19 protein-coding genes and 1 tRNA gene are annotated in these 22248 nt (G+C 69.9%); 11 read left to right on the top strand and 9 right to left on the bottom strand.

From position 1 onward, the window contains the following. Positions 1-53: 53 nt before the first annotated feature. On the top strand, positions 54-923 hold the full coding sequence (locus tag ABTZ59_RS04180; RefSeq protein ID WP_351390025.1) for a class II fructose-bisphosphate aldolase: 870 nt from the start codon (positions 54-56) through the stop codon (positions 921-923). A 10-nt stretch (positions 924-933) separates the two neighbouring features. On the opposite strand, the gene ABTZ59_RS04185 is transcribed toward ABTZ59_RS04180, so the two are convergent. Both ABTZ59_RS04185 and cdgB read right to left on the bottom strand, forming a co-directional pair. Beyond that, on the bottom strand, positions 934-1980 hold the full coding sequence (locus ABTZ59_RS04185) for a CBM35 domain-containing protein (protein WP_351390029.1): 1047 nt from the start codon (positions 1978-1980) through the stop codon (positions 934-936). A gap of 201 nt (positions 1981-2181) precedes the next feature. Further along, the gene (gene cdgB / locus ABTZ59_RS04190) at positions 2182-3903 is read right to left on the bottom strand and encodes a diguanylate cyclase CdgB (protein ID WP_351390032.1); all 1722 of its coding nucleotides are present in this window, start codon (positions 3901-3903) and stop codon (positions 2182-2184) included. A gap of 363 nt (positions 3904-4266) precedes the next feature. On the opposite strand from cdgB, the gene ABTZ59_RS04195 reads away from it, so the two are divergent. After that, entirely contained in the window at positions 4267-4779 is a 513-nt protein-coding gene (locus ABTZ59_RS04195) for a flavin reductase family protein (protein ID WP_374403986.1), read from the top strand. Positions 4780-5000: 221 nt separating this feature from the next. On the opposite strand, the gene ABTZ59_RS04200 is transcribed toward ABTZ59_RS04195, so the two are convergent. Continuing rightward, the gene (locus ABTZ59_RS04200; protein WP_351390038.1) at positions 5001-6221 is read right to left on the bottom strand and encodes an FG-GAP-like repeat-containing protein; all 1221 of its coding nucleotides are present in this window, start codon (positions 6219-6221) and stop codon (positions 5001-5003) included. Positions 6222-6517: 296 nt separating this feature from the next. Beyond that, positions 6518-6949, bottom strand: a complete 432-nt coding sequence (arfB, locus tag ABTZ59_RS04205; protein WP_351390042.1) for an alternative ribosome rescue aminoacyl-tRNA hydrolase ArfB — start codon at positions 6947-6949, stop codon at positions 6518-6520. A gap of 178 nt (positions 6950-7127) precedes the next feature. Between arfB and ABTZ59_RS04210 the strand changes: the two genes are divergently transcribed. After that, positions 7128-7703, top strand: coding sequence for a TerD family protein (locus ABTZ59_RS04210; RefSeq protein WP_249952186.1), 576 nt, complete (start codon positions 7128-7130; stop codon positions 7701-7703). A gap of 151 nt (positions 7704-7854) precedes the next feature. Here ABTZ59_RS04210 and ABTZ59_RS04215 read toward each other — a convergent pair whose 3' ends face one another. Then, on the bottom strand, positions 7855-9270 hold the full coding sequence (locus ABTZ59_RS04215) for a M1 family metallopeptidase (protein ID WP_351390047.1): 1416 nt from the start codon (positions 9268-9270) through the stop codon (positions 7855-7857). 301 nt (positions 9271-9571) lie between these two features. Here ABTZ59_RS04215 and ABTZ59_RS04220 point away from each other — a divergent pair, with 301 nt between their 5' ends. Then, on the top strand, positions 9572-10069 hold the full coding sequence (locus tag ABTZ59_RS04220) for a hypothetical protein (RefSeq protein WP_351390050.1): 498 nt from the start codon (positions 9572-9574) through the stop codon (positions 10067-10069). 410 nt (positions 10070-10479) lie between these two features. Here ABTZ59_RS04220 and ABTZ59_RS04225 read toward each other — a convergent pair whose 3' ends face one another. Beyond that, positions 10480-11205 (bottom strand): pentapeptide repeat-containing protein, encoded by a 726-nt coding sequence (locus tag ABTZ59_RS04225; RefSeq protein ID WP_351390053.1) that lies wholly within the window; start codon positions 11203-11205, stop codon positions 10480-10482. A gap of 105 nt (positions 11206-11310) precedes the next feature. Between ABTZ59_RS04225 and ABTZ59_RS04230 the strand changes: the two genes are divergently transcribed. From ABTZ59_RS04230 to ABTZ59_RS04240, 3 genes are all read left to right on the top strand, one after another. Beyond that, positions 11311-12492, top strand: a complete 1182-nt coding sequence (locus ABTZ59_RS04230) for an FAD-dependent oxidoreductase (protein WP_351390056.1) — start codon at positions 11311-11313, stop codon at positions 12490-12492. Positions 12493-12605: 113 nt separating this feature from the next. After that, positions 12606-13616, top strand: coding sequence for a zinc-binding dehydrogenase (locus tag ABTZ59_RS04235; protein ID WP_351390151.1), 1011 nt, complete (start codon positions 12606-12608; stop codon positions 13614-13616). Positions 13617-13756: 140 nt separating this feature from the next. Then, positions 13757-15307 carry an MFS transporter gene (locus ABTZ59_RS04240; RefSeq protein WP_351390058.1) on the top strand — a complete coding sequence of 517 codons (1551 nt, stop codon included), beginning with the start codon at positions 13757-13759 and terminating at the stop codon, positions 15305-15307. A gap of 39 nt (positions 15308-15346) precedes the next feature. Here the strand turns inward: ABTZ59_RS04240 and ABTZ59_RS04245 are convergent, their stop codons facing one another. Together ABTZ59_RS04245 and ABTZ59_RS04250 are read right to left on the bottom strand one after the other, a co-directional pair. Further along, entirely contained in the window at positions 15347-15826 is a 480-nt protein-coding gene (locus tag ABTZ59_RS04245) for a GNAT family N-acetyltransferase (RefSeq protein ID WP_249952192.1), read from the bottom strand. A gap of 25 nt (positions 15827-15851) precedes the next feature. After that, positions 15852-16778, bottom strand: a complete 927-nt coding sequence (locus tag ABTZ59_RS04250) for an aminoglycoside phosphotransferase family protein (RefSeq protein WP_351390062.1) — start codon at positions 16776-16778, stop codon at positions 15852-15854. Between ABTZ59_RS04250 and ABTZ59_RS04255 the strand changes: the two genes are divergently transcribed. Together ABTZ59_RS04255 and ABTZ59_RS04260 are read left to right on the top strand one after the other, a co-directional pair. After that, positions 16777-17514 carry a rhomboid-like protein gene (locus ABTZ59_RS04255; protein ID WP_351390065.1) on the top strand — a complete coding sequence of 246 codons (738 nt, stop codon included), beginning with the start codon at positions 16777-16779 and terminating at the stop codon, positions 17512-17514. The two genes, ABTZ59_RS04250 and ABTZ59_RS04255, sit on opposite strands and share 2 nt — an antisense overlap. After that, positions 17511-18914, top strand: a complete 1404-nt coding sequence (locus ABTZ59_RS04260; RefSeq protein WP_351390068.1) for an NAD(P)/FAD-dependent oxidoreductase — start codon at positions 17511-17513, stop codon at positions 18912-18914. Before ABTZ59_RS04255 ends, ABTZ59_RS04260 begins: the two co-directional genes overlap by 4 nt. 55 nt (positions 18915-18969) lie before the next feature. Here the strand turns inward: ABTZ59_RS04260 and ABTZ59_RS04265 are convergent. After that, positions 18970-19043, bottom strand: a tRNA-Thr gene (locus ABTZ59_RS04265). A 359-nt stretch (positions 19044-19402) separates the two neighbouring features. Here ABTZ59_RS04265 and ABTZ59_RS04270 point away from each other — a divergent pair. Next, positions 19403-20599: an RNA-guided endonuclease InsQ/TnpB family protein gene (locus ABTZ59_RS04270; RefSeq protein ID WP_351390071.1), complete on the top strand. Its 1197-nt coding sequence runs from the start codon at positions 19403-19405 to the stop codon at positions 20597-20599. 433 nt (positions 20600-21032) lie between these two features. Next, positions 21033-22157 (top strand): ABC transporter ATP-binding protein, encoded by a 1125-nt coding sequence (locus ABTZ59_RS04275; RefSeq protein ID WP_351390074.1) that lies wholly within the window; start codon positions 21033-21035, stop codon positions 22155-22157. Positions 22158-22248: the final 91 nt, after the last annotated feature.

Below are 22248 nucleotides of genomic sequence, written 5' to 3' on the forward strand. Positions count from 1 at the left end.
GCGTCGGGCCGAGGAGCAAGACCGAACCGCAAGCTGGAAGGACTGAGGCACGCATGCCACTCGTCAGCACCGGAGAACTCGTCACGGCCGCACGGACCGCGGGCCACGGAATCGCCGCCTTCAACGTCATCACCCTGGAGCACGCGGAGGCGATCGCGACCGGCGCCGAACGGGCCGGGGCACCCGCGATCCTCCAGATATCGGAGAACGCGGTGACGTTCCACGGCGGCGACCCCGGCGCGATCACCGCCGCCGCGGCGGCCGTCGCCCGCCGCTCCTCCGCGCCGCTCTCCCTCCATCTCGACCATGTGGAGTCGGTGGCACTGCTGCGGGCCGCGCCCGAGGCCGGCTTCAGCTCGGTGATGTTCGACGCGTCGAAGCTGCCGTACGCGGCCAACCTCGCGGCCACCGCCGAGGCCGTGCGCTGGGGCCATGACCACGGCATCTGGGTCGAGGCGGAACTGGGCGCGGTGGGCGGCAAGGACGGCGAACCCTCCCTCGACGCGCACGCCCCGGGCGTCCGTACGGATCCGGCCGAGGCGACCGGCTATGTCGCCGGGACCGGCGTGGACGCGCTGGCCGTCGCGGTCGGCTCGTCCCACGCGATGACCCACCGCACGGCCGCTCTCGACCACACCCTGATCGCCGCGCTGCGCGACGCCGTCCCCGTACCCCTCGTCCTGCACGGGTCGTCCGGCGTCCCGGACGAGGAGATCCGCCGGGCGGTCGCCGCCGGCATGGTCAAGATCAATGTGGGTACGGCGCTCAACACGGCCTTCACCGGTGCCGTACGCGCCCATCTCGCCGCGCACCCCACGACGGTGGACCCCCGGAAATACCTCGTCCCGGCTCGCGAGGCGATGGCCGGGACGGTGGCGGATTTCCTGCGGGTGGTCGGCTCCGCCGACTCCCCGGCGCGCTGATCACGAGGGATTACCCCTTCGGGGGCGTGACCTCCAGCCAGTCGAGAATGGCATCGCACTGATTGCCCTGCTCGCAGGAGATCTTGAGGGTGTTCTTGCCCTTCTTGAGCTCGACCGGCGCCCATGTGGTCTGCCAGTTCTTCGACCAGTCCGGGTCGTTGGAGCTGATGAAGTTCTTCAGCCCGAGCGGGGAGTTGTTCGCCTTGCCGTTGACGGTCAGGGTGGCGTTGGCGTCCTTGGCGGGTATGGCGTAGCGCACGGACAGCGCGTAGGAGCCGGCCTCCTCGATGTCGGCGGTCCAGGTCACCGACGCCCCGACGGCGTTGAAGCCGGTCACATAGGACCCGTTGGTGCCCTGGGCACCCTCGATGTCCGTCGCGAGGACGGCGGGCGGGCCCAGCTTGAGGGTCGCCGCGTCCTGCTTGGGGAGGCCGATCCCGTCGGGCGACGTGTCGTCCTTGGCGCTCGGCTCGTCGGTGGGCTGCTGCGACTGGTCGGCCGAGGGGCTCGTGCCGCCGGTCGGTGGCACGTCGGCGTTGTTGTTCTTGTCGTCGCCGTTGTTGAGCAGCGCGACCGTGATACCGATCACGACCACCGCGACGACGGCGATCGCGCCGATCAGCAGGCCCTTGGTGTTGGGGCCGCTGCCGCGCCCGCCGCCCCGCTGGGCCGGCACCTGGCGGGTGGTGGCACCGCCGGGGTGGGTCTCGGGGGCCGCGTAGTGCGGGTTCTGCTGCTGGCCGTAGGGCGCCTGACCATAGGGGGCCTGGCCCTGGGGTGCCTGCTGCTGACCGTAGGGAGCCTGGCCGTACCCCGGCTGCTGACCGTACGGCGCCTGCTGCGGCGGGACCGCCTGCTGCTGGCCGTACTGACGCTCGCCGACCGTCCTGACCTGGTTGTACGAAGTCCTGGGCACGCCGGGCTGCGCGGCCGGACCGGGGTAGCCGTAGCCGCCTTGGCGTCGCTGATTGCCACCCGCCGCCTGTCCGTCCTCGTACAGATAGCCGAACGGATCGTCGTCCTCGGGCGTGCTCGCGCCGTTGTTCCCGGCCGTCATCCCTGGTCACTCCTTACCATCTCGCCAGCGTCGCCGACCGGCCGAGCCTACCTCGAATGGGCAAGGCCACGGACGGGCCTTGACGGGTGGCAGCCAGTCTGCGACCCGTGGGTGAACAACGGATCGCAGACATGTCCCAGCACTGTCCCGAACGGCTGTGTAAACCCTCCCGACACATCGGGACGACCCCTTGGGGAGCGTCTACCCCGCACGCCGGTGCACCTTGCTCCGCGACCGTTTTTCGATATACATCCGCTGGTCAGCGGATTGCAGCACTTCCTCCACGGACATCCCGCAGCTCGCCCAGCTGATACCGAAGCTCGCCCCGACCCGGACCGCCCGGCCGTCGACCCTGATCGGCGGAATGATCGCGTTCCGCAGCCGTACGGCGAGATCGGCGGCGTCCGCCGAACCGAGTCCGTCCGCGAGAACGACGAATTCGTCACCCCCGAGGCGCGCGACGGTGTCCCCGTCCCGTACTCCCGTGGTCAGCCGGCGCGCGACCTCGATCAGCACCGCGTCACCGGTGTTGTGGCCGAACCGGTCGTTGATGGACTTGAAGCCGTCGAGGTCGCAGAAGAGGACCGCCAGGCCCTTCGTGCCGTCGTCGGCCTCGGGGTCGTCGTTGGGCGCGACCATGTGCACATGGTGGTCGAGGGGCGCCCCGCCGACCGCGGGCACGACCGAGCGGCCGCCGCCCTGGCTGCCGCCGCGCTCCTCGTACTGGTCGAAGCCGTCATAGCCGTCGTACGCGTCGTATCCGGGCTCGTACAGGACGGTGCCCTCGTACCCTCCGTAGGCCGCGTCCAGCGCCTCGACCGCGGTCTCCCGCATCGCGTGGGGCCGCGAACAGAGCCGGGCGCTGAGACGGGAGCGCAGCTCGGCGCTGTTCGGCAGGCCGGTGAGCGAGTCGTGCGAGGCGCGGTGCGCGAGCTGGAGTTCGCGGCTCTTGCGCTCCTCGATGTCCTCGACGTGGGTGAGCAGGAAGCGCGGGCCGTCAGCGGTGTCGGCGACCACGGAGTTGCGCAGCGAGACCCAGACGTAGGTGCCGTCGCGCCGCAGCAGCCGCAGTTCGGCGCGGCCCCCCTCGGCGGAGGTGCGCAGCAGCGTCCCGATGTCCTCGGGGTGGACCAGATCGGAGAACGAGTGGCGGCGCATCGCGGAGGCGGGGCGGCCCAGCAGCCGGCAGAGCGCGTCATTGGTCCGCAGCAGCCGGCCGTGCTGGTCACCGCCCATCTCGGCGATGGCCATCCCGCTGGGTGCGTACTCGAACGCTTGGCGGAAGGATTCCTCACTGGCCCGCAGCGCCTGCTGTTCCCGTTCGAGCCGGACCAGCGCGCGCTGCATATTTGCTCGGAGCCGAGCGTTACTGATCGCAATGGCGGCCTGGGACGCGTACATCTGGAGCGCTTCCTGCCCCCAGGGGCCCGGCCGGCGCCCGCCACGCGGCCGGTCGACGGAGATGACGCCGAGCAGCTCGCTCCCGCCGCCGGATCCGTACATCGGGGCGTAGAGCCGGTCCTGCGGGTGCCACTCGTCCTCGAAGCGTGGGTCGGGGCCCTCGGTGTACCACTGCGGGACGTCGTCCTCCAGCAGCACCCATCCCTCGGTGTGCGGTATGAAGCGCAGCTCGCCCCAGCTCTCGCCCATCAGCAGCCGCCGCTCCCAGGAGGCCCGGGAGCCGACACGCCCGGTGATCAGGGCTTCGGCGGCGGCGCTCCCGGCGAATGCGGCGACGACGAGGTCACCGTCGGCCTGGACGACATTGACGCAGGCCAGTTCGTACCCGAGCCCGGTGACGACACCGTCGGCCACGGTCTGGAGGGTGTCCGCGAGGCTGCGGGCGGTGTTGAGTTCGGCGACGGCCTCATGCAACTGCCGCAGGGTCGCAAGACGGACATACGGCTCCGACTCGGTCTCCATTGCTCGCTCTCCCCGAGACCTCGACAGCAACTCCAGGATTCTCATCGGCTCTCGTCCTGCACTGGCCTCGCCACTGAATCACAGGGAGCTGCGCGCTCGGTACACAGGGTCAACAATTACCGCACTCTGTGAGTCAAGTCACATGACCCGATGAAGGGATGGAAGACCTGGTGAGAGCGCTCCCCAACTTTCTTGAACGCAAATTCGGCGGACCGCGGTCCTAGGACCAGTCCGGTCCTAGGACCGGACTGGTCCCCTGGCCCGATGCGGGTGGGAACGGCTGGGGCTAGCGTCTCCTCCGTGCCCCAAACGACCCCTGACACCCGTACCGACGCCCTCGGCCCCATCCCCCATCCTGAAGGGGTGAGCAACGAAGAGTTCCGCGCCGCCCTCGCCCGGCTGGCCTCGGGTGTGGTGCTGGTGACAGCGCACGAACCCCCTTTGAGCGCCACCGGACCGCGCGGCGAGGACGCCGGGATGACGGCGACCGCCTTCATGTCGGTCTCGCTGGACCCCCCGCTGGTACTGGTCAGCGTGCGCAACGGCTCCCGCATGGACGACCTGCTCCTCGAACAGCCGCTGTGGGCGGCCTCCTTGCTCTCCGAGAGCCAGCGTCATGTCGCCGGCCGGTTCGCGATGAAGGGCCGGATCAGCGACCGGCTGCTGTTCGAGGACATCCCCTACCGCCGGGGAGAGGTGAGCGGCGCGCTGTTGATCGGGGGATCGCTCGCGGTGCTGGAGTGCCGTACGGAACAGCGGATCGAGGCGGGCGACCACACACTGGTCATCGGACGGGTGCTGACGGCGGAGCTGCCGAGCGCGGAGGGCGGGCCGCTGATGTATTTCAAGGGACGCTACCGGCAGCTGGGGTCGTAGGGCCTTCGTTTGGATCAGGCCGGGATCAGGCCGGGATCAGGCCGGCGAGTTGGCGCCCGCTACGGAACTCCGTCACGGGCGCCAACCGCGTCACCGGTTGTGCGGGCCGTTCCCGCCCTCCACCGCCTCACGGCGTGAGGCCGCACAAGGCCCGATGAACCACCACCGGACGCGCGCTACCGAACGCGCGTTACCGGACTCGCGCTACCGAACGCGCGTTCCTACCAGATGCCGTTGAGGCCCCACCACTCGCCGTCGGTCCGCTCTCCGCCCGCCAGCAGGCCGTTGCCCAGCCCTCGGTAGCTGACCAGCCAGCCGAGATGGCCCGGAAAGCCGTCGATCACGTACGAGCTGTTGGTCACGGCGATGAGATCGGGACGGCCGTCGCCCGAGGAATCACCGTTCGCGACGAGGTTCGCCATCGTGTTCCAGCCGGCCTTTCCGGCCAGGACACGCGCGCCGAGGCCGGAGGCGCGGCCCGGGTAGAGCCACAGCTTGCCGGTGGATGCCTCGCGGGCGTACAGGTCGGGACGGCCGTCGCCGTCCATGTCGCCCACGCCGACAAGCGCGTTCATGGCGTTCCAGCCGCCGTTGCCGATGAGTTTGCGCGACCCGAGCGTGCCGGTGGAGGTCCCGGGATACAGGTACAGCTTGCCCGTCGAGTTCTCCACCGCGACCAGGTCGGAGCGCCGGTCACCGGTCAGGTCGCCGAGAGCGGTGATGCCGCGCATGCCGTTCCAGCCGGCCGTGCCGATCAGCTTGCGGGCGCCGAGGGAGCCGTTGCCGGTGCCGGGATAGAGCCACAGCTTGCCGGTGGACCCCTCCCTCGCGATGAGGTCCTCCCGGCCGTCACCGGTGAAGTCGCCGTGCCGGGTGAGGGCGTTCATGCCGTTCCAGCCGCCGTTGCCGATGAGCCGGCCGGTGGTGTCGCCCGGGGTGAACCACAGCCGTCCGGCCTTGTCACGGACGATCAGGTCGGCCTTGCGGTCACCGTTCATGTCACCGAAGCCCAGGGCCTTGGGGGACGTCTCGGAGACCCAGGACGGATACGCGTTCTGGCTGCACTCGCGCTCGGTGCTGACGAACTTGACCGAGCTGGTCGTCGCGGTCGGGAACGAGGAGTACTCGCCGGCGCTGTCGGGGTCGGCGGGGAAGTAGCCGCCCCACGGCACGTAGTCCTTGCTCTCGTAGACGCAAGCGATCAGCTTCGTACGGTTGACGTACGAGCGAATCTTGTTGTCCCAGGTGCCCAGGTCCGCGACGCTCTTGTTCGTCTTGTACATCTGCCCGGTCGCGCTCTCGCCCGACCAGCCACAGAAGTAGCCCGCCGGACAGTCGTACGCGCTCGCCGCTGCCGGAGCGGCGTTCACGGCGCTCAGGCCGGTGCCGGCGAGTACGAGGCCGGCGAGTGTCGCCACACCTCTGCTGAAACGGTTCCTCATGTGTGCTGTCCCCTCCCAATGATGTGCGTCGGCACCCTACCCCCCTGGGGGATGCCGATTTTTCCGTCCCGACAGGTCGAGCGGTATGCGCGCGCCGTCATCGGGCGCCGCCTGTTCGCCTGCCGCTATACGACTGAATCCGCCCGCGTCCCGCTGTGCAACGGTTGCGATGGATTTGCAACGAATCCGCGACGGAGATGACTCGCGAACCGCGCTCAACTCGTCTGCGCCGACCGGTGATTCGGGCCATGCCCCGGTCGACCATCGCGAGCCCGGCACGATCCGAACGAAAGGCCCTAAGTCCAGTCGCGGCCGGTACGGCCGCGCTTCGTCTCGGCGCGCTGCTTCTTCTCGCGCAGCCGCCGTTCGTTGATGCCGCGCGGGATCTTCGTCTTCCTGCGCGGGCGCGGCGGCGGGGCCGTCGCCTCCGCCAGGAGGGAGGCGAGCCGTACGGCCGCGGTCTCGCGGTTGCGCCACTGGGAGCGGTGCTCCGACGCGCGTACGGTGATCACGCCGTCCACCAGCCGGTCCGCGAGCCGCTCCAGCGCGCGTTCCTTCCACACCGGCGGCAGCGCTTCCGTCCTCGCGAGATCGAAGCGCAGTTCCGCCTTCGAGTCACTGGTGTTGACGTGCTGTCCGCCCGGCCCGGAGGACCTTGAGAAACGCCACATCAGTTCGGCCTCCGGCAGGGAGACCGAACCACGGATGACATGAGCGTGTCCGGACATGCCTCTATGGTCCCGTGTCCCGCCCGCTTCCGTCACCCTCTTTTCCGGGGGCACGCGTCCACCTCGGGTAAAGAAAGTAAAGGGGTGCGGAACCTCCTGGACCTCTGCCCACGTTATGTCGGTGACGGTAGCTTCGGGACGACTCGAAGCCCGCACTGACAACGAAAGGGACATCCCCATGGCTGTAAGCCTGTCCAAGGGCGGCAACGTCTCGCTCACCAAGGAGGCACCGGGCCTGACCGCCGTCACGGTCGGCCTCGGCTGGGACGTCCGTACCACCACCGGCACCGACTTCGACCTCGACGCCTCGGCGATCGCGGTGAACGGGGGCGGAAAGGTCGTCTCCGACAGCCACTTCGTCTTCTTCAACAACAAGTCGACGCCGGACCAGACGATCGTCCACACGGGTGACAACCGCACGGGTGAGGGCGAGGGCGACGACGAGGCGATCAACGTCAACCTGGCGGGTCTGCCGGCCGACGTCGACAAGATCGTCTTCCCGGTCTCGATCTACGACGCCGAGACCCGCAGCCAGAACTTCGGCCAGGTGCGGAACGCGTACATCCGCATCGTCAACCAGGCCGGCGGCACCGAGATCGCCCGCTACGACCTGAGCGAGGACGCCGCCACCGAGACCGCGATGGTCTTCGGCGAGCTGTACCGCAACGGCGCGGAGTGGAAGTTCCGCGCCGTCGGCCAGGGCTACGCCTCGGGCCTCGTGGGCATCGCCACGGACTTCGGCGTCAACCTCTGACCCGAACACCGACGCGGTGACGAGTGGGCCCCGGCTCCGGCCGGGGCCCACCGGTCCCTCTGTGCGAGTTCGTGCCGAGGGGTGGTCGGGGTGAGCCGGGGTCGGTCATGCCGGATGGTGCCGACCACCCCTCCGCCCTGACCCGCACCCCCTACTCCAGCGAAGGCTTCTCCTCCCCGTACAGCCACGTGTCCCACAGATCCCCGAGATCGCGGCCCGCCTCCCGTTCCACGTATGTCGTGAAGTCGTGCGTATCGGCGTTGCCGTGGCGGTACGTCCGGGCCCAGCCGCGCACGACGCGGAAGAAGGTGGCGTCGCCCACGGTCTCCCGTACGCGCTGGAGCACCATGGCGCCGCGTCCGTACACCGGCGGGTCGGAGATGTTCACCGCGCTGGGCGGATGCGCCGGCGGGAATGTCCAGTTCGCGTCGGCGTCGTACGCGTCGACAAAGCTCTGACGGACCGGTACGCGCTCGGTGTGTTCCGTCCAGAGCCACTCCGTGTACTTCGCGAAACCCTCGCTGAGCCACATGTCCCGCCAGGACTTGGGGGTCACCGAATTGCCGAACCACTGGTGGGCCATCTCGTGGACCAGCGTCGCGACGCTGGTGGGGCCCGGGAGAAAGGGCCTGTTCTGGGTCTCCAGGGCGTATCCGGAGTCGCCCGGCCGCCCGATGACGACACCGGTTGAGGAGAAGGGGTACGGCCCGAAGGTCTTCTCCTGCCACTTCACGATCCGTGGGAGCTCCTTGAGGAGCAGCGCGCTGCCCCTGGCGACGGTCGGGTCGACCGCCGTATAGATGGGCACCGTCCCCTTCCTCCCGTCGGTCGCCCGCGTCTTGTACGGGCCGATGGCGACCATGGCCACATAGCTCGCCATAGGCTCCGCCGAGCGCCAGTCGAAGGACGTGCGCCCGTCCGCTGTGCGCTCCTCGCGCAGTTCACCGTTGGAAACGGCCGTCAGCCCCTCGGGAACGGTGATCCGGATGTCATACGCCGCCTTGTCGCTCGGGTGATGGTTGCCCGGGAACCACGCCATCGAGCCGGTCGGCTCCCCCAGCCCGACCGCGCGCTGCCCGGTCCGTAGCCAGCCCTCCACCGACGCGTCGGGGTCGATGATGCGCCGGGGGGCGCCCGAGTAGCGCACGACCGTACGGAAGGTGGCGCCCCGGCGGAGGTCGTCGCCGGGGCGCAGCGTCAGTTCCGTACCGGCGTGGTGGAAGGCGGCCTTCTCGCCGTCGACGGTCACGGAGTCCACCCTCAGCCCGTCGAGATCGAGGTTGAAGGCGCTGAGGTCATGGGTGGCGCGGGCGGTGATCTCGGCGGTGCCGTTGAGCCGGCCGGTGTCCGGCGTGTAGTCGAGGGTCAGATCGTAGTGCTGGACGTCGTACCCGCCGTTGCCGATCCGCGCGAAGTAGGGATCGCGCAGGCTCGCGGCGCCCGGCTTGCCGTGCACGCCAGTGCCCGGCCCACAGCCGCCGAGAACGAGGGCGAGGACGAGAGCGACGGGGAGTGCGGGGGCGGAGGCGGAGGCGGAAGCGAGGCGGAGTGCCGGGCGCGGGTACACCCGGTGATCGTAGGCCGGACGGCCGGAACTCGCAGGTCAGGCCGATGGCGGCGGACCGAAGCGGGAACGGTGTCCGAGGGCGTCGCCCCCCGGCAGGAGGTCGGCGCCGGCCCGGTCAAGGCGCCCTCGGCAAGGGGGAGTTCACCGGTATGCCGGTGCGGTCGATCAGGGCCGGGCCCTTCCGCTCGCCCGACCTGCCCACAGGTTCCGTACGTCGTACAGCCGAGCGAGTCACTCGTCGGAGAACGCGTGATCGACCACCCCACGGGTCCCTGGGGACGGCCGTGACACCATCGGGCCCGTGCTCGACATCGGCTACTCCCTCTCCCGGCGCTTTCCCGATCCCCCGCAGACCGATTACCGCCTCGCGGACGTCCGGGCGCTGCGGCACGACCTGTTCTGCGGGGACGTCTATCTCGCGGACACCCACGCGGACCGCGAGGTGTCCACAGCCTGGGGATGGGTACCGGTGCTCGACTTCGCCTGGGCGCTGTGCGACATCGTGGAGCAGCTCGACCTCGATCCGCGCGGCAGCCGTGCGGCCAAGCCCCAGTACGCCGAACTCGACTTCACCGAGTCCGCCGACCGCATGCTCTTCCAGCGGCGCTTCGGCTGGGTCGATGTGGAGGCCGACTGGATGCCCGGTGACGAGCCGCCCCTCACCTTCAGCCACCGGCTGCTGCGCCGTGAGGCGCGCGACTTCCTGCACGATCTGATCGCGGATCTCGCCGATATGCACGAGGGCCTGGCCGACAACCCGATCATCTGGGACCTCCAGTCCCGCTTCCCCCGCAGCTGACCACCCCAGGCGGGGCCCACCCCCAGCGCCGCAGCTCAGGGCTCCCACCCCCAGCGCCCCACCTCACGGCTCCCGCCCCCAGGGCCCCCCTCACGGCTTCCACCCCCGCATCCCCACCTCACGGCACCCACCCCAGGGCCCCCACAACACGGTCACAGACCCCACCCATCGATTCCCGGGTCGGCAGGCGTACATCCCCCGGCACCGGGCAGACGAGATTCTGCCGGGGCACTGCCGGGAATCGGGCGACCGCTTCCTCCCCCCACACAAGGCCGTGCCTCTGGAGCACCACGAAGGCCCCGACTCCATCCCCCCAGGGTCGGGGCCTTCGAAGGACGGGGCTTCTCATCCGCCCCCACGTCAGCCCCCGACCCGTCCCGTCCCGTCCCGTCCCCAGATCCTTCCCCCGGTCAGTCCTCCACCCGCACCCCGATCTGCGCCGCGAACGCCGGTGCCAGATGCAGCAGTTGCGCCGAGCTGATGACCGCCCCCGCCAGCCGGTCCAGGCCCCGCGCGATATCCAGCTCGGCGACCGTCCGCAGATCGACGTCCTTCATCCGCACACCGCTCAGATCGGCCCGTCGCAGCACACAGTCCCGGAACTCGACCCGTACCAACTCCGCTCCCCCGAAGTCCGGTTCGGACAGGACGACACCCTCGAACACCACATCCTTAAGCCGGGCCCTGCGGAAGTTCAGATAGTCGATCTTCCCGCCCCTGATCAGCACCCGCTCCAGCACGGCGCCATGCAGCTGCGTCCCGCCCAGCCGTGCGTCCACCACCTCCACATCGCGCAGCGACGCCCCGGACAGGTCCGTGCCCACCCCCCGGACACCGCTCAGTACGGAATCGATGAACCGCGCCCGGCCCAGCGCCGTCTCGTCCAGCCCGCAGTCACGCAGCGCGCAGTCGATGAACCGCGAGCCCGGCCCCTCCTGGTCCGACAGATCGAGGTCCTTGAACTCCAGACCGTCGTAGTCACCGTCCGGCTCAAGCCCGCCGCCGTACGGACTCAGCGGCGGCAGCCGTACCTCCGCGCGCCGCGCCGCCGGGACCCGGCCCGCCCCGCTCGCCCCGCCCTCGCCGCCCGTGCCGCTCGCCCCGCCCGCGCCGGTCTTCGTCGTCTTCCGTGCCATGCCCCCATGGTGACGTACGGCACTGACAACGCGCCGATGTCACATCCGGCTGTCCACTTCCCGTCACACCGGTGAGAGAGCGAGCGAAGGAGAGAGACACAGACCATGAATCCCAGCCATCGCGTCACCGTCATCGGCGGGGGCTTCGCCGGACTCACCGCCGCCATCAGCGCCACCGAGTCGGGCGCCGCCGTCACCCTGTACGAGGCCCACCGCACCCTCGGTGGCCGGGGCCGCACCACCGAGGGCCCCTACGCGGCCAACGAAGGGCCACACGCCCTCTACAGCCACGGACCGCACTGGGCCTGGCTGCGACGGCGCGACCTCCTCGGTCCGACGGCGGCCCCGCCCCTGCGCGAGAGCCACCGCTTCCGCTTCCACCAGGGCGGCGCCCTGCGCAGGACCCCGCCCCTCGGGGTGTACACCCTCGCCCGCCGGAAGGCCGAAACCGCCCCGGTGGACAGCGACTTCATCACCTGGGCCACGGAGCTGGCCGGCGCCGGCATCGCGCGCGCCGCCGCGCACTACGCCGCCGTCGCCCTCTTCCACCACGACCCCGGCGCGCTCTCCGCCGCCTTCGTCCAGGAGCGGCTGCGGCGCACCGCCGCCCTGCCGCCCGAGGCCCGCTACCCGATCGGCGGCTGGGGCCCGCTGACCGACCGGATGGCCGCGCACGCCCGGAAGCTGGGCGTACGGATCGAGACAGCCGTACGGATCGAGAGCCTTCCCGAGGACGCCCCCGTGATCGTGGCGACCTCCCTGGAAGCGGCCCGCCGCCTCCTCAAGGACGACGGCCTGCGCTGGACCGGCGGCCGTACCGCGCTGCTCGATCTCGCGCTGCGTACGCGCAACGGCGACCCGTTCATCGTCTCGGACCTCGACGCGCCGGGCTGGCTCGAACGGTTCACCGCGCAGGACCCGTCCCTCGCCCCGGCCGGTGAGCAACTGCTCCAGGGTCATTTCCCGGTCGGCCCCGACGAGTCCAAGGCCGATGGCATCGCCCGCGCCGAGAACCTGCTCGACCTGGGGTTTCCCGGCTGGCGCACGCGTACCGCCTGGCGGCGCGAGTCCCTTGCGACCGGCCGTACCGGAGCCGTCGATCCGCCGGGCACCACATGGCGGGACCGGCCCCGTATCGATCGCGGCCAAGGCGTCTTCCTCGCGGGTGACCAGGTCGCCGCGCCCGGGGTGCTCGCGGAGGTGTCGTTCAACAGCGGGATCGGCGCGGCGGCGCTGGCCGTCCAGCAGCTCTCGGCTCTCAAGAAGCGGAGCTCCGGCATCGCTTGACCTCAACCATGCTTGAGGCCATTGGCTGTTCCCCGTACGCCGAACCCTTCGTACGCAGGACCACTTCCGGCACCGGACCACTTCGTACGCAGGACCACCCCTGGGAGCCCGCCATGCACGCCATCCGCCTCCATGCCTTCGGCCCCGCCGAGAACCTCGTCCACGAGCTGACCGAGGACCCCGTACCAGCCCCGGGCCAGGTCCGGATCGCCGTCGCCGCCGCCGGAGTCCATCTCCTCGACACCGCCCTGCGCGAGGGCATGCGGGGCCCGTACCCCGCCCCCGCCGAACTGCCCACGATCCCCGGCCGCGAGGTCGCCGGTACGGTCGAGTCGCTCGGCGAGGGCGTGGCCGCGGGCTGGCTCGGCAAGCGCGTCGTCGCCCATCTCGGGATGGTCCCGGGCGGCTACGCGGAACTGGCCGTCACCGACACGGCACGGCTCCACGAGATCCCGGCCGGACTCGACGCGGCCGAGGCCGTCGCCATGATCGGCACGGGCCGCACGACCATGGGCATCCTCCAGTTCACGGACCTCGGCCCGGCCGACATCGTCCTCGTACCGGCTGCGGCGGGCGGCATCGGCACGCTCCTCGTCCAGTACGCGAAGAACGCCGGCGCCACCGTCATCGGCCTGGCGGGCGGCGCGGCCAAGGTCACGCGAGTCGCCGCGAACGGCGCCGACCTCGCCGTCGACTACACCCGCCCCGACTGGCCCGAGCGGGTCCGCGACCATCTCCGTGACGCGCTGGGCGACCGGCGCGCGACCGTCCTCTTCGACTCCGTCGGCGGGGCGACCGGGCTCGCCGCCGTCGACCTCCTCGGCAAGGGCGGCAAACACATCGTCTTCGGCTGGTCCGGCGAGGGGCCGCACAACGGAAAGCCGCTGACCTTCACCGACGAGGAGCTGACGGAGCGCGGCATCACCTCCGAATCCGTCCTCGGGCCGGTGATGATCGCCAAGGCGGGCGGCGACGTCCGCGCGCTCGAAGAGCGCTCACTCGCCGAGGCCGCCGCCGGCCGGCTGCGCCCCGCCGTACAGCGCTTCCCGCTGGCGAACGCGGCCTGGGCCCACCGGGCGCTGGAGACCCGGGGAACGATGGGCAAGGTCGTCCTGGAGCCGTAGCGACGAGCCGTGGCGACGACCGTGGCGACGTGCCACAGGACGGCGAGAAGCGAAGACCACCGATTCATGGTGTCCTGTGCAGAGGTTCGACGCAGTTCGGGGGGCGATCCGCCAGAGACGCACCATGAGGGACGATCTCGATGAGTGACCCGCCCCCGAAACCGGACCCGCGCCCCCGTGCGGGGCCCGGCGCCGCCGTCGACCCCCACCGCTGGTGGGCCCTGGCCGTCATCGCGACGGCCCAGCTCATGGTCGTGCTCGACGCCACCATCGTGAACATCGCCCTGCCCTCCGCCCAGCGCGAACTCGGCCTCACCAGCGGCAACCGGCAGTGGGTGATCACCGCGTACAGCCTCGCCTTCGGCGGTCTCCTGCTGCTCGGCGGCCGGATCGCCGACCTCGTCGGCCGCAAACGCACCTTCATCGTCGGGCTGATCGGCTTCGCCGCGGCCTCCGCGATCGGCGGCGCGTCCACCGGCCCCGAGATGCTCTTCGCCTCCCGTGCCCTCCAGGGCGTCTTCGCCGCGCTCCTCGCCCCCTCCGCGCTCTCCCTGCTCACCACCACATTCACCAGTGGCGACGAGCGCGCCAAGGCATTCGGGATCTTCAGCGCCATCGCGGGCGCGGGCTCCGCCATCGGCCTGCTCGTCGGCGGCGTCCTCACCGAATTCCTCAGCTGGCGCTGGTGCCTCTACGTGAACGTCCCGATCGCCGCGATCGCCGTCGTCGGCGCGCTCACCCTCCTCAGCGACCGCGCGGGCACCCGGGAAGCCCACCTCGACATCCCCGGCGTCGCCCTCGGCTGCGGCGGGCTCGTCGCCCTCGTATACGGGCTCAGCGAGGCCGAGGCGCACGGCTGGAGCGCCCCGCTCGTCCTGGGGCCGCTGATCGGCGGGGCCGCGCTCCTCTGCGTCTTCGCCTGGTGGCAGACCCGCAGCCCCGGCCCGCTCCTGCCCCCGCACATCATCCGCGACCGTAACCGCGGCGGCTCGGTACTCACCATGTGTCTGACGACGATCGGACTGTTCGGGGCGTTTCTGTTCATGACGTACTTCCTTCAGAACATCCTCGGCTACTCACCGCTCAGAACCGGTCTCGCCTTCCTCCCGCTGACCACCGCGATAGTCGTCGGATCCACCCAGATCTCCGCCCGGCTGCTCCCCCACGTACCACCGCGGCTGCTGCTCGGCCCGGGACTGCTGCTCGCGGCAGCCGGGCTGTACTCACTGACCTTCATCGACACCCACTCCAGCTACCCCACCCACATCCTGCCCGGCACGCTGCTGCTCGGCCTGGGCCTGGGGCTGACCTTCATGCCCGCCATCTCCACCGCCACCACCGGCGTCGCGCCGAAGGACGCCGGGGTCAGCTCCGCCACCGTCAACACGGCTCAGCAGATCGGCGGATCCATCGGTACGGCGCTGCTCAACACTCTCGCGACGACCACCACCGCGAGATATCTGGCGACCCATCTCACCTCGGCGGAACGACAGGCGGCGCCGAGCGGAGGGCTCACACCCACGCAGAGGGCCGACATCGTCAACACCGGCACGGTGCACGGCTTCACCGTCGCCATGGCCTGGGCGGCCACCATTCTGGTGGGCGCCGCGGTGATCGCCGTACTACTCGTCAACGGCGGTTCGCCGCGCAGCCGGGAGGCAGCCGAGGCGGCGCGAGCGCGGACCGCCTAGGTCCTAACCGCGCCCGCGCGCCCGCGCGCCCACAGGGCCTTACCGGGACGGCGCCCCCAACTCGCCGAGCGCCCCGTCCGTCAGCCGGAACACCGTCCACTCGTCCTGCGGCACCGCGCCCAGCGACCGGTAGAACGCGATCGACGGCTCGTTCCAGTCCAGGACCGACCACTCCAGCCGCTCATAACCGCGCTCCACACAGATCCGCGCCAGCTCCGTCAGCAGCGCCTTGCCATGCCCGCCGCCGCGCCGCTCAGGACGCACATACAGATCCTCCAGGTAGATGCCGCGCACGCCACGCCACGTCGAGAAATTGAGGAACCAGAGCGCGAACCCGACCGGCTCCCCGTCCTCCGTCTCCGCGATATGCGCGTACGCGGCGGGCCGCTCCCCGAACAGCGCCTCGCGCAACTGCTCCTCGGTCGCGCGCGCCTCGTCCAGGGCCTTCTCATACTCCGCCAGCTCACGGATCATCGCGCGGATCACCGGAACGTCAGCGGGTGTGGCAGTACGAATCATGACCACAGACTCCCCTGTCGCCCCGCTACCGCGCCAGCAGCGACCGCGCGATCGACACCTGCTCCGGATTCAGCGCGCGCTCCCCGTCCGCGATGTCCCACAAGCTGTTCTGGAGCACCCGCCCCAGCGTCCACGCCCGCGCCCGCTCCCGGTCGAGCCCCAGCACCTCCGTCATCAGATCGAAGCGCCAGGGCGTCTCCGCCGCGTCGAACCGGTTGTCGAGAGCCGGCATCAGATCGAACCCCGGATCACCCGCCAGCGGCTTCGGATCGATCGCCAGCCACGGTTCCCGCGCGTCGGCGGGGTGCGCGGCCAGCACGTTCTCGTAGTGCAGATCCCAGTGCAGCAACCGGTCCCCCGGCTCGTCCATCACCTCGCGCACCGCCGCCGCGCAGTCCCGCAGCAGCCTCCGCTCGGCCTCCTCGGGCAGCGACCGCGACAGCACCGGTACGTCGTCGAGCATGCGCGCGGCGATCTCCCCCAGGCCGCGCATCCCCGGCGGCGCCGGCACCGACGTCAGCCGCGCCAGCAGCTCCGCGATGATCCGGACCGCCTCACGCGCGTCCACCCCGTTCAGATCCCGGGCGTCGAGCCGCTCCAGCAGCAGCGTGCCCGTCTCGTCGTCGTACCGCAGCAGCCGCACCGCGCCGTCGCCGCCCCACATCCGCAGCGCCACCGGCTCCCCCGCCGACTCCTCGTCCAGGTGCTGGAGCTTCAGCACGGCGGGCGTACCGTCCGCCCGCTCAACCGGCAGCACCAGCGCGCACATGCCGTACATCGAAGGGCCGGTACGGCGCAGCTCCCACCGCTCCAGGAAATCCGCCGCCCGGCCCGGCAGCGCCGCGATGAAGGCACGGCCCGCCTCGCCCAGGAACTTCGACTGTGTTTCCACCAACTCCGCCGGAATGTCGATCACACCATCGATCCTAGGGGCATGGGTGAATCGGCCCATGCGCCGTTTCCTGCCCCCGGCCCACCCCTCGGCCCACCCCCGAGCCCGGCCCCGGCCCCGAGCGCGGCCCCTCGCCCGCCGCGCGGCCCGGGCCCGGCCCCTCGCCCGCCGCGCGGGCCGCGCCGGAATCGACTGGATCACGAGCGCCCCCGGCACCTACCTCTGGCTGGCGGCCCTCTTCGTCACCACCGTCGCCCTCCACCGCATTCCACCGGAGTTCGAAGAAGACGTCCTGCGTCAGAGCTCCACCAACATCCATGAGCTGTCCACCGACCCGGTCCGCGTGCTCATCGTCAGCGCCTTCTGGCTCGGCGGCGGCGCGTGGGCCCCGTACGCCGTGCTCTACACCGCCTTCCACGCCCCGGCGGAACACTGGCTCGGCACCACACGCTGGCTGGCCGTCGTCGCCCTCGCACACATCGGCGCCACGCTGATCAGCGAAGGCGTCCTGAGCTGGGCCGTCCACCACGGCCACGCCCCGCGGTCCGCCCTGAACACGCTCGACGTCGGCGTCAGCTACGCGCTCGCCGGTGTCGTCGCCGTCCTCACCTACCGCGTCCCCAAGCCCTGGCATCTGCCCTACCTCGGCGCCGTCCTCATCTTCTTCGGCACCCCCCTGATCGCCGCCCGCGGCTTCACCGACCTCGGCCACTTCGCGGCCGTCCTGATCGGCCTCGCCTGCTACCCGCTCACCCTGGACAGGCACACGGACAGCGGTGTACGAACACCCTCATGACCAGCGCGAACAATGGCGGCATCTCCTTCTGGTACGCGAAGGACGGCATACCCGCCCCCCGCGAACCACTCCCCGGCGACGCCACCGCCGACATCTGCGTCGTCGGCGGCGGATACACCGGCCTGTGGACGGCGTACTACCTCAAGAAAGCCGTGCCGTTCCTCAACATCACCGTGCTGGAAGGCAAGTTCTGTGGCTACGGAGCCTCCGGACGCAACGGCGGCTGGCTCTACAACGGCGTCGCGGGCCGCGACCGCTACGCCAAGCTGCACGGCCACGAATCCGCCGTACGCCTCCAGAAGGCCATGAACGACACCGTCGCCGAGGTCATACGCGTCGCCGACGAGGAGAAGATCGACGCCGACATCCACCGGGGCGGCGTCCTCGAAGTCGCCCGCACGCCCGCCCAGCTCGCCCGCCTCAAGGAATTCCACGCCACCGAGATCGCCTTCGGCGAAACCGACCGCACCCTCCACGGCGCCCGCGAAACCGCCGAACGCGTCCGGGTCACCGAAGCCGTCGGCTCCAGCTGGAGCCCGCACGGCGCCCGACTGCACCCCGCCAAACTGGTCAAGGGCCTCGCCGCGGCCGTCGAGGCACTCGGCGTCACGATCCACGAGTCGACACCCGTCACCGAAATCAAGCCGAAGCACGCCATCACCCCGTACGGCACCGTCCGCGCGCCCTACATCCTGCGCTGCACCGAAGGCTTCACCGCCACCCTCAAGGGCACCCGCCGCGCCTGGCTTCCCATGAACTCCTCGATGATCGCCACCGAACCGCTCCCCACCGAGATCTGGGACACCCTCGGCTGGGACGGCCGCGAAACCCTCGGCGACATGGCCCACACCTACATGTACGCGCAACGCACCGCCGACGACCGCATCGCCCTCGGCGGCCGCGGCCACCCGTACCGCTACGGCTCCAAGGCAGCCCGCCTCGGCCACCCCTCCGGCACCGATCCCGCCACCATCGAGGCCCTGCGCGCCATCCTGGTCGACTTCTTCCCCACCACCGCGGGCGTCCGCATCGACCACGCCTGGTCCGGCGTCCTCGGCGTCCCCCGCGACTGGTGCGCCACCGTCACCCTCGACCGCACCACCGGCCTGGGCTGGGCCGGCGGCTACGTGGGCTCCGGCGTAGCCACCACCAACCTCGCGGCCCGCACCCTCCGCGACCTGATCCAACAGGACTCCGGCCAGTCGGGCCCCACGGACCTGACCACGCTCCCCTGGGTCAACCACAAGGTCCGCAACTGGGAACCGGAGCCCTTCCGCTGGCTCGGCGTCCACGGCATGTACGCGGCCTACCGCACGGCGGACCGCAAGGAGACAACGTCCCCGACCTCGCGCTCCCACACCCTGGCCCGCGCGGCGAACCGCGTCTCGGGCCGCCACTGATTCACTGCGGGGCAGAGAAAAGCCCAGGTCGGTGGAGAGGACCTGGGCTTCGCGGAGCCCCCTGTCGGATTCGAACCGACGACCTACGCATTACAAGTGCGGCGCTCTGGCCAACTGAGCTAAGGGGGCAATTTCCGCACTACAAGGCAGCACGCGAAAGCTCTCACACTCTACACAGCGCTCTTCTGCCCTAGCCACAAAGTTGTGCGCCTCCGTGACCTCACGACCACACGTTCGTTGTACGGACTGACGTGCTGTCCGACGGCGTGATCGCGAGGGAGGGGTCGTGACAGGGTCAACGGAATGGCCCATACGGGTAACCGGCACGGAGGCTCGACGCGTGAAGCGTGAGGAGCTCGGCATAGCCGACCGCCGCAAGCATCACGGCCGCCGAGCCACTCCGCTGAAAGGCCGAGCCAAGGAGCCGGACACACAGCAGCGCGCCTACCGTTTCCGCTTCTATCCGTCCCCTGCAGGCGCGGCAGTTGGTGAACACCTTCGGTGCCTGCCGCTGGGTCTACAACGAAGGGCTCACTCTTCGGCTGGGCGCGTGGGAGCAGCACCGAGTCTCGGTCGGTTTCGCCGAGACGTGCAGGGCGTTGACGGGGTGGCGACGGGCAGAGGGGACGTCGTGGCTGGGTGAGGTGTCGTCGACCGTGTTGCAACAGGCGTTGCGGCATCTGGACGGTGCGTTCTCACGCTTCTTCCGGGGGGCGGCGAAGTATCCGCAGCGGAAGAGGAAGCATCGGTCGCGTGATTCGGCGACCTATGTGCGGACGGGGTTCCGTTGGGTGGAGGATCCGGAGCGGCCGGGGACCGGTCGTGTGACGTTGGCGAAGCAGTCGCAGCCGTTGGACGTGCGGTGGTCGCGTGCGTTGCCTGCGGGGACGGTGCCGGTGAAGTTGAGTGTCACGCGGGACCGGGCGGGCCGGTTTTTCCTTTCCGTGTTGGTGGAGGAGCGGATCGAGCGGTTGCCTGCTGTGTTCTTGCGCGAGGGGACTGAGCCGAAGTCGGTGGGGCTGGATCTCGGCCTGGCGTCGCTGGTCACCCTGGACGACGGTACGAAGCTTGATCATCCGCGGTTGCTGACGAAGTACGAGGATGAGCTGGCCCGGTTGCAGCGGGCCCTGCACCGTAAACGGAAAGGTTCGAAGAACCGGGAAAAGGCCCGGCTGCGGATCGCCCGGCTGTACGTGCTCATCGGTGATGTGCGCAGGGACATGTTGGATCAGTTCACAACCCGCCTGGTGCGCGAGAACCAAGTGCTCGTGGTGGAGGATCTGTCCATCGTGACCCTGCTGCGTCCGGCGAAGGGCAAGGGGAAGCGGCGGAAGGCCAAGCTGAGTCGGTCGATCCTGGACGCGGCGTGGGGGGAATTGTTGCGTCAGCTCCGCTACAAGTGTGCGTGGTACGGGCGGACGTTGGTGATCGTCGACCGCTTCTTCCCGTCCACGCGGCGCTGCTCGTCCTGCCACGCCAAGGGTCCTCGACTCGATGTGTCGGTACGGACTTGGGTGTGTACCGAGTGCGGTGTGGCGCATGACCGGGATGTGAACGCGGCGGCGAATCTCCGGGACGAGGGGATGCGGCTGTACTGGCTGGTGGCCTTGGCTCTGCCGCCGGGCCGGGTGTCGCCGACAGTGATCAAGGCATCGGAGCTGGAGGAGTGCCTGTCGGTCGCGTAGCGGGTGTGACGCGGATTGCTTGCGGTACGGACCGACGGGCCGTCGGCCGGAATGCCTGTGGAGCCCACATAAGACCCTCTCAGCGTGATTCTTGAGGATCACGTCTGGTCGGGGCGATGGGTGTCGAAGCAGGAAGTGCCGCCCGCGAGGGCGGCGACTCCGCGCGAGCGAGGTCAAAAGTACGTTGCTCTGCCTGCTCGCGCTGGTGAGTGGCAAGGTCAAAAGACAACTGCTCTGCCCCTGTCCGGTCAGGCCCGAGGGCCAAGGGCCAGAAATTTCGTTCGGGCAGGACTACTGACAGATCAGTAATGGCCAGGTACCGTCACCTCAAGTTCACCCAGGTGGACTAGACCCATCCTCCGTCCCTGGCGGAGGACCCACTCCTTTACTCGGATCGTCCGGCACGTTCCTGCCGGTGAGGGGACATATCGCCATGGCAACTGTCTCGTTCGACAAGGCAACCCGCGTGTACCCGGGTTCCACCAAGCCCGCTGTCGACCAGCTGGAGATCGAGATCGAGGATGGCGAGTTCCTCGTCCTCGTCGGTCCGTCCGGCTGCGGCAAGTCGACCTCCCTGCGCATGCTCGCGGGTCTTGAGGACGTCAACGGCGGCGCCATCCGTATCGGTGACCGCGATGTCACGCATCTGCCGCCGAAGGACCGGGACATCGCCATGGTGTTCCAGAACTACGCGCTGTACCCGCACATGTCCGTCGCCGACAACATGGGCTTCGCGCTCAAGATCGCCGGTGTGAACAAGGCGGAGATCCGCAAGAAGGTCGAAGAGGCCGCGAAGATCCTCGACCTCACCGAGTACCTGGACCGCAAGCCGAAGGCGCTCTCCGGTGGTCAGCGGCAGCGTGTCGCGATGGGGCGCGCCATTGTGCGTGAGCCGCAGGTGTTCCTCATGGACGAGCCGCTGTCGAACCTCGACGCCAAGCTCCGTGTCTCCACCCGTACGCAGATCGCGTCGCTCCAGCGCCGCCTCGGCATCACGACGGTGTACGTGACCCACGACCAGGTCGAGGCCATGACCATGGGCGACCGGGTGGCGGTTCTCAAGGACGGTCTGCTCCAGCAGGTGGACTCGCCGCGCAACATGTACGACCGCCCGAGCAACCTCTTCGTCGCCGGCTTCATCGGCTCCCCCGCCATGAACCTGGTCGAGGTACCGATCACCGACGGTGGTGTGAAGTTCGGCAACAGCGTCGTGCCGGTCTCCCGTGACGCGCTCGCCGCCGCCGCGGACAAGGGTGACAAGACCGTCACGGTCGGTGTCCGCCCCGAGCACTTCGATCTCGCGGAGGAGAGCGGCGCCGGTGCCGCGCTCTCCAAGGACGCTCCGGCCGGTCTGGCCGTGACCGTCAATGTCGTCGAGGAACTGGGTGCCGACGGTTACGTCTACGGCACCGCCGACCTCGGCAGCGAGAAGAAGGACCTCGTGGTCCGCGTGAACGGCCGTGCCGTGCCGGAGAAGGGCGCCAAGCTGCATGTCGTCCCGCGCGCCGGTGAGACGCATGTCTTCTCGACCTCGACCGGCGAGCGTCTGACCGACTAGATGAGTAAGTCCGAAGTTTTCGGGTGCATGAAGCGAGGGTCTCGTTAGTCCGTTTGTGACGACAGACCTCGAAACCCTCGCGATTGCACTG

The sequence above is a fragment of the Streptomyces sp. NPDC094034 genome (assembly GCF_040303865.1).
GTDB lineage: Bacteria > Actinomycetota > Actinomycetes > Streptomycetales > Streptomycetaceae > Streptomyces.

Coding starts and splice junctions, on each gene's coding strand:
- cdgB (WP_351390032.1), bottom strand. CDS start 3,903: ATGGAGACCGAGTCGGAGCCGTATGTCCGTCTTGCGACCCTGCGGCAG.
- arfB (WP_351390042.1), bottom strand. CDS start 6,949: ATGTCCGGACACGCTCATGTCATCCGTGGTTCGGTCTCCCTGCCGGAG.
- ABTZ59_RS04185 (WP_351390029.1), bottom strand. CDS start 1,980: ATGACGGCCGGGAACAACGGCGCGAGCACGCCCGAGGACGACGATCCG.
- ABTZ59_RS04225 (WP_351390053.1), bottom strand. CDS start 11,205: ATGGCACGGAAGACGACGAAGACCGGCGCGGGCGGGGCGAGCGGCACG.
- ABTZ59_RS04230 (WP_351390056.1), top strand. CDS start 11,311: ATGAATCCCAGCCATCGCGTCACCGTCATCGGCGGGGGCTTCGCCGGA.
- ABTZ59_RS04250 (WP_351390062.1), bottom strand. CDS start 16,778: ATGGGCCGATTCACCCATGCCCCTAGGATCGATGGTGTGATCGACATT.
- ABTZ59_RS04275 (WP_351390074.1), top strand. CDS start 21,033: ATGGCAACTGTCTCGTTCGACAAGGCAACCCGCGTGTACCCGGGTTCC.
- ABTZ59_RS04240 (WP_351390058.1), top strand. CDS start 13,757: ATGAGTGACCCGCCCCCGAAACCGGACCCGCGCCCCCGTGCGGGGCCC.
- ABTZ59_RS04235 (WP_351390151.1), top strand. CDS start 12,606: ATGCACGCCATCCGCCTCCATGCCTTCGGCCCCGCCGAGAACCTCGTC.
- ABTZ59_RS04255 (WP_351390065.1), top strand. CDS start 16,777: ATGCGCCGTTTCCTGCCCCCGGCCCACCCCTCGGCCCACCCCCGAGCC.
- ABTZ59_RS04210 (WP_249952186.1), top strand. CDS start 7,128: ATGGCTGTAAGCCTGTCCAAGGGCGGCAACGTCTCGCTCACCAAGGAG.
- ABTZ59_RS04245 (WP_249952192.1), bottom strand. CDS start 15,826: ATGATTCGTACTGCCACACCCGCTGACGTTCCGGTGATCCGCGCGATG.
- ABTZ59_RS04180 (WP_351390025.1), top strand. CDS start 54: ATGCCACTCGTCAGCACCGGAGAACTCGTCACGGCCGCACGGACCGCG.
- ABTZ59_RS04200 (WP_351390038.1), bottom strand. CDS start 6,221: ATGAGGAACCGTTTCAGCAGAGGTGTGGCGACACTCGCCGGCCTCGTA.
- ABTZ59_RS04260 (WP_351390068.1), top strand. CDS start 17,511: ATGACCAGCGCGAACAATGGCGGCATCTCCTTCTGGTACGCGAAGGAC.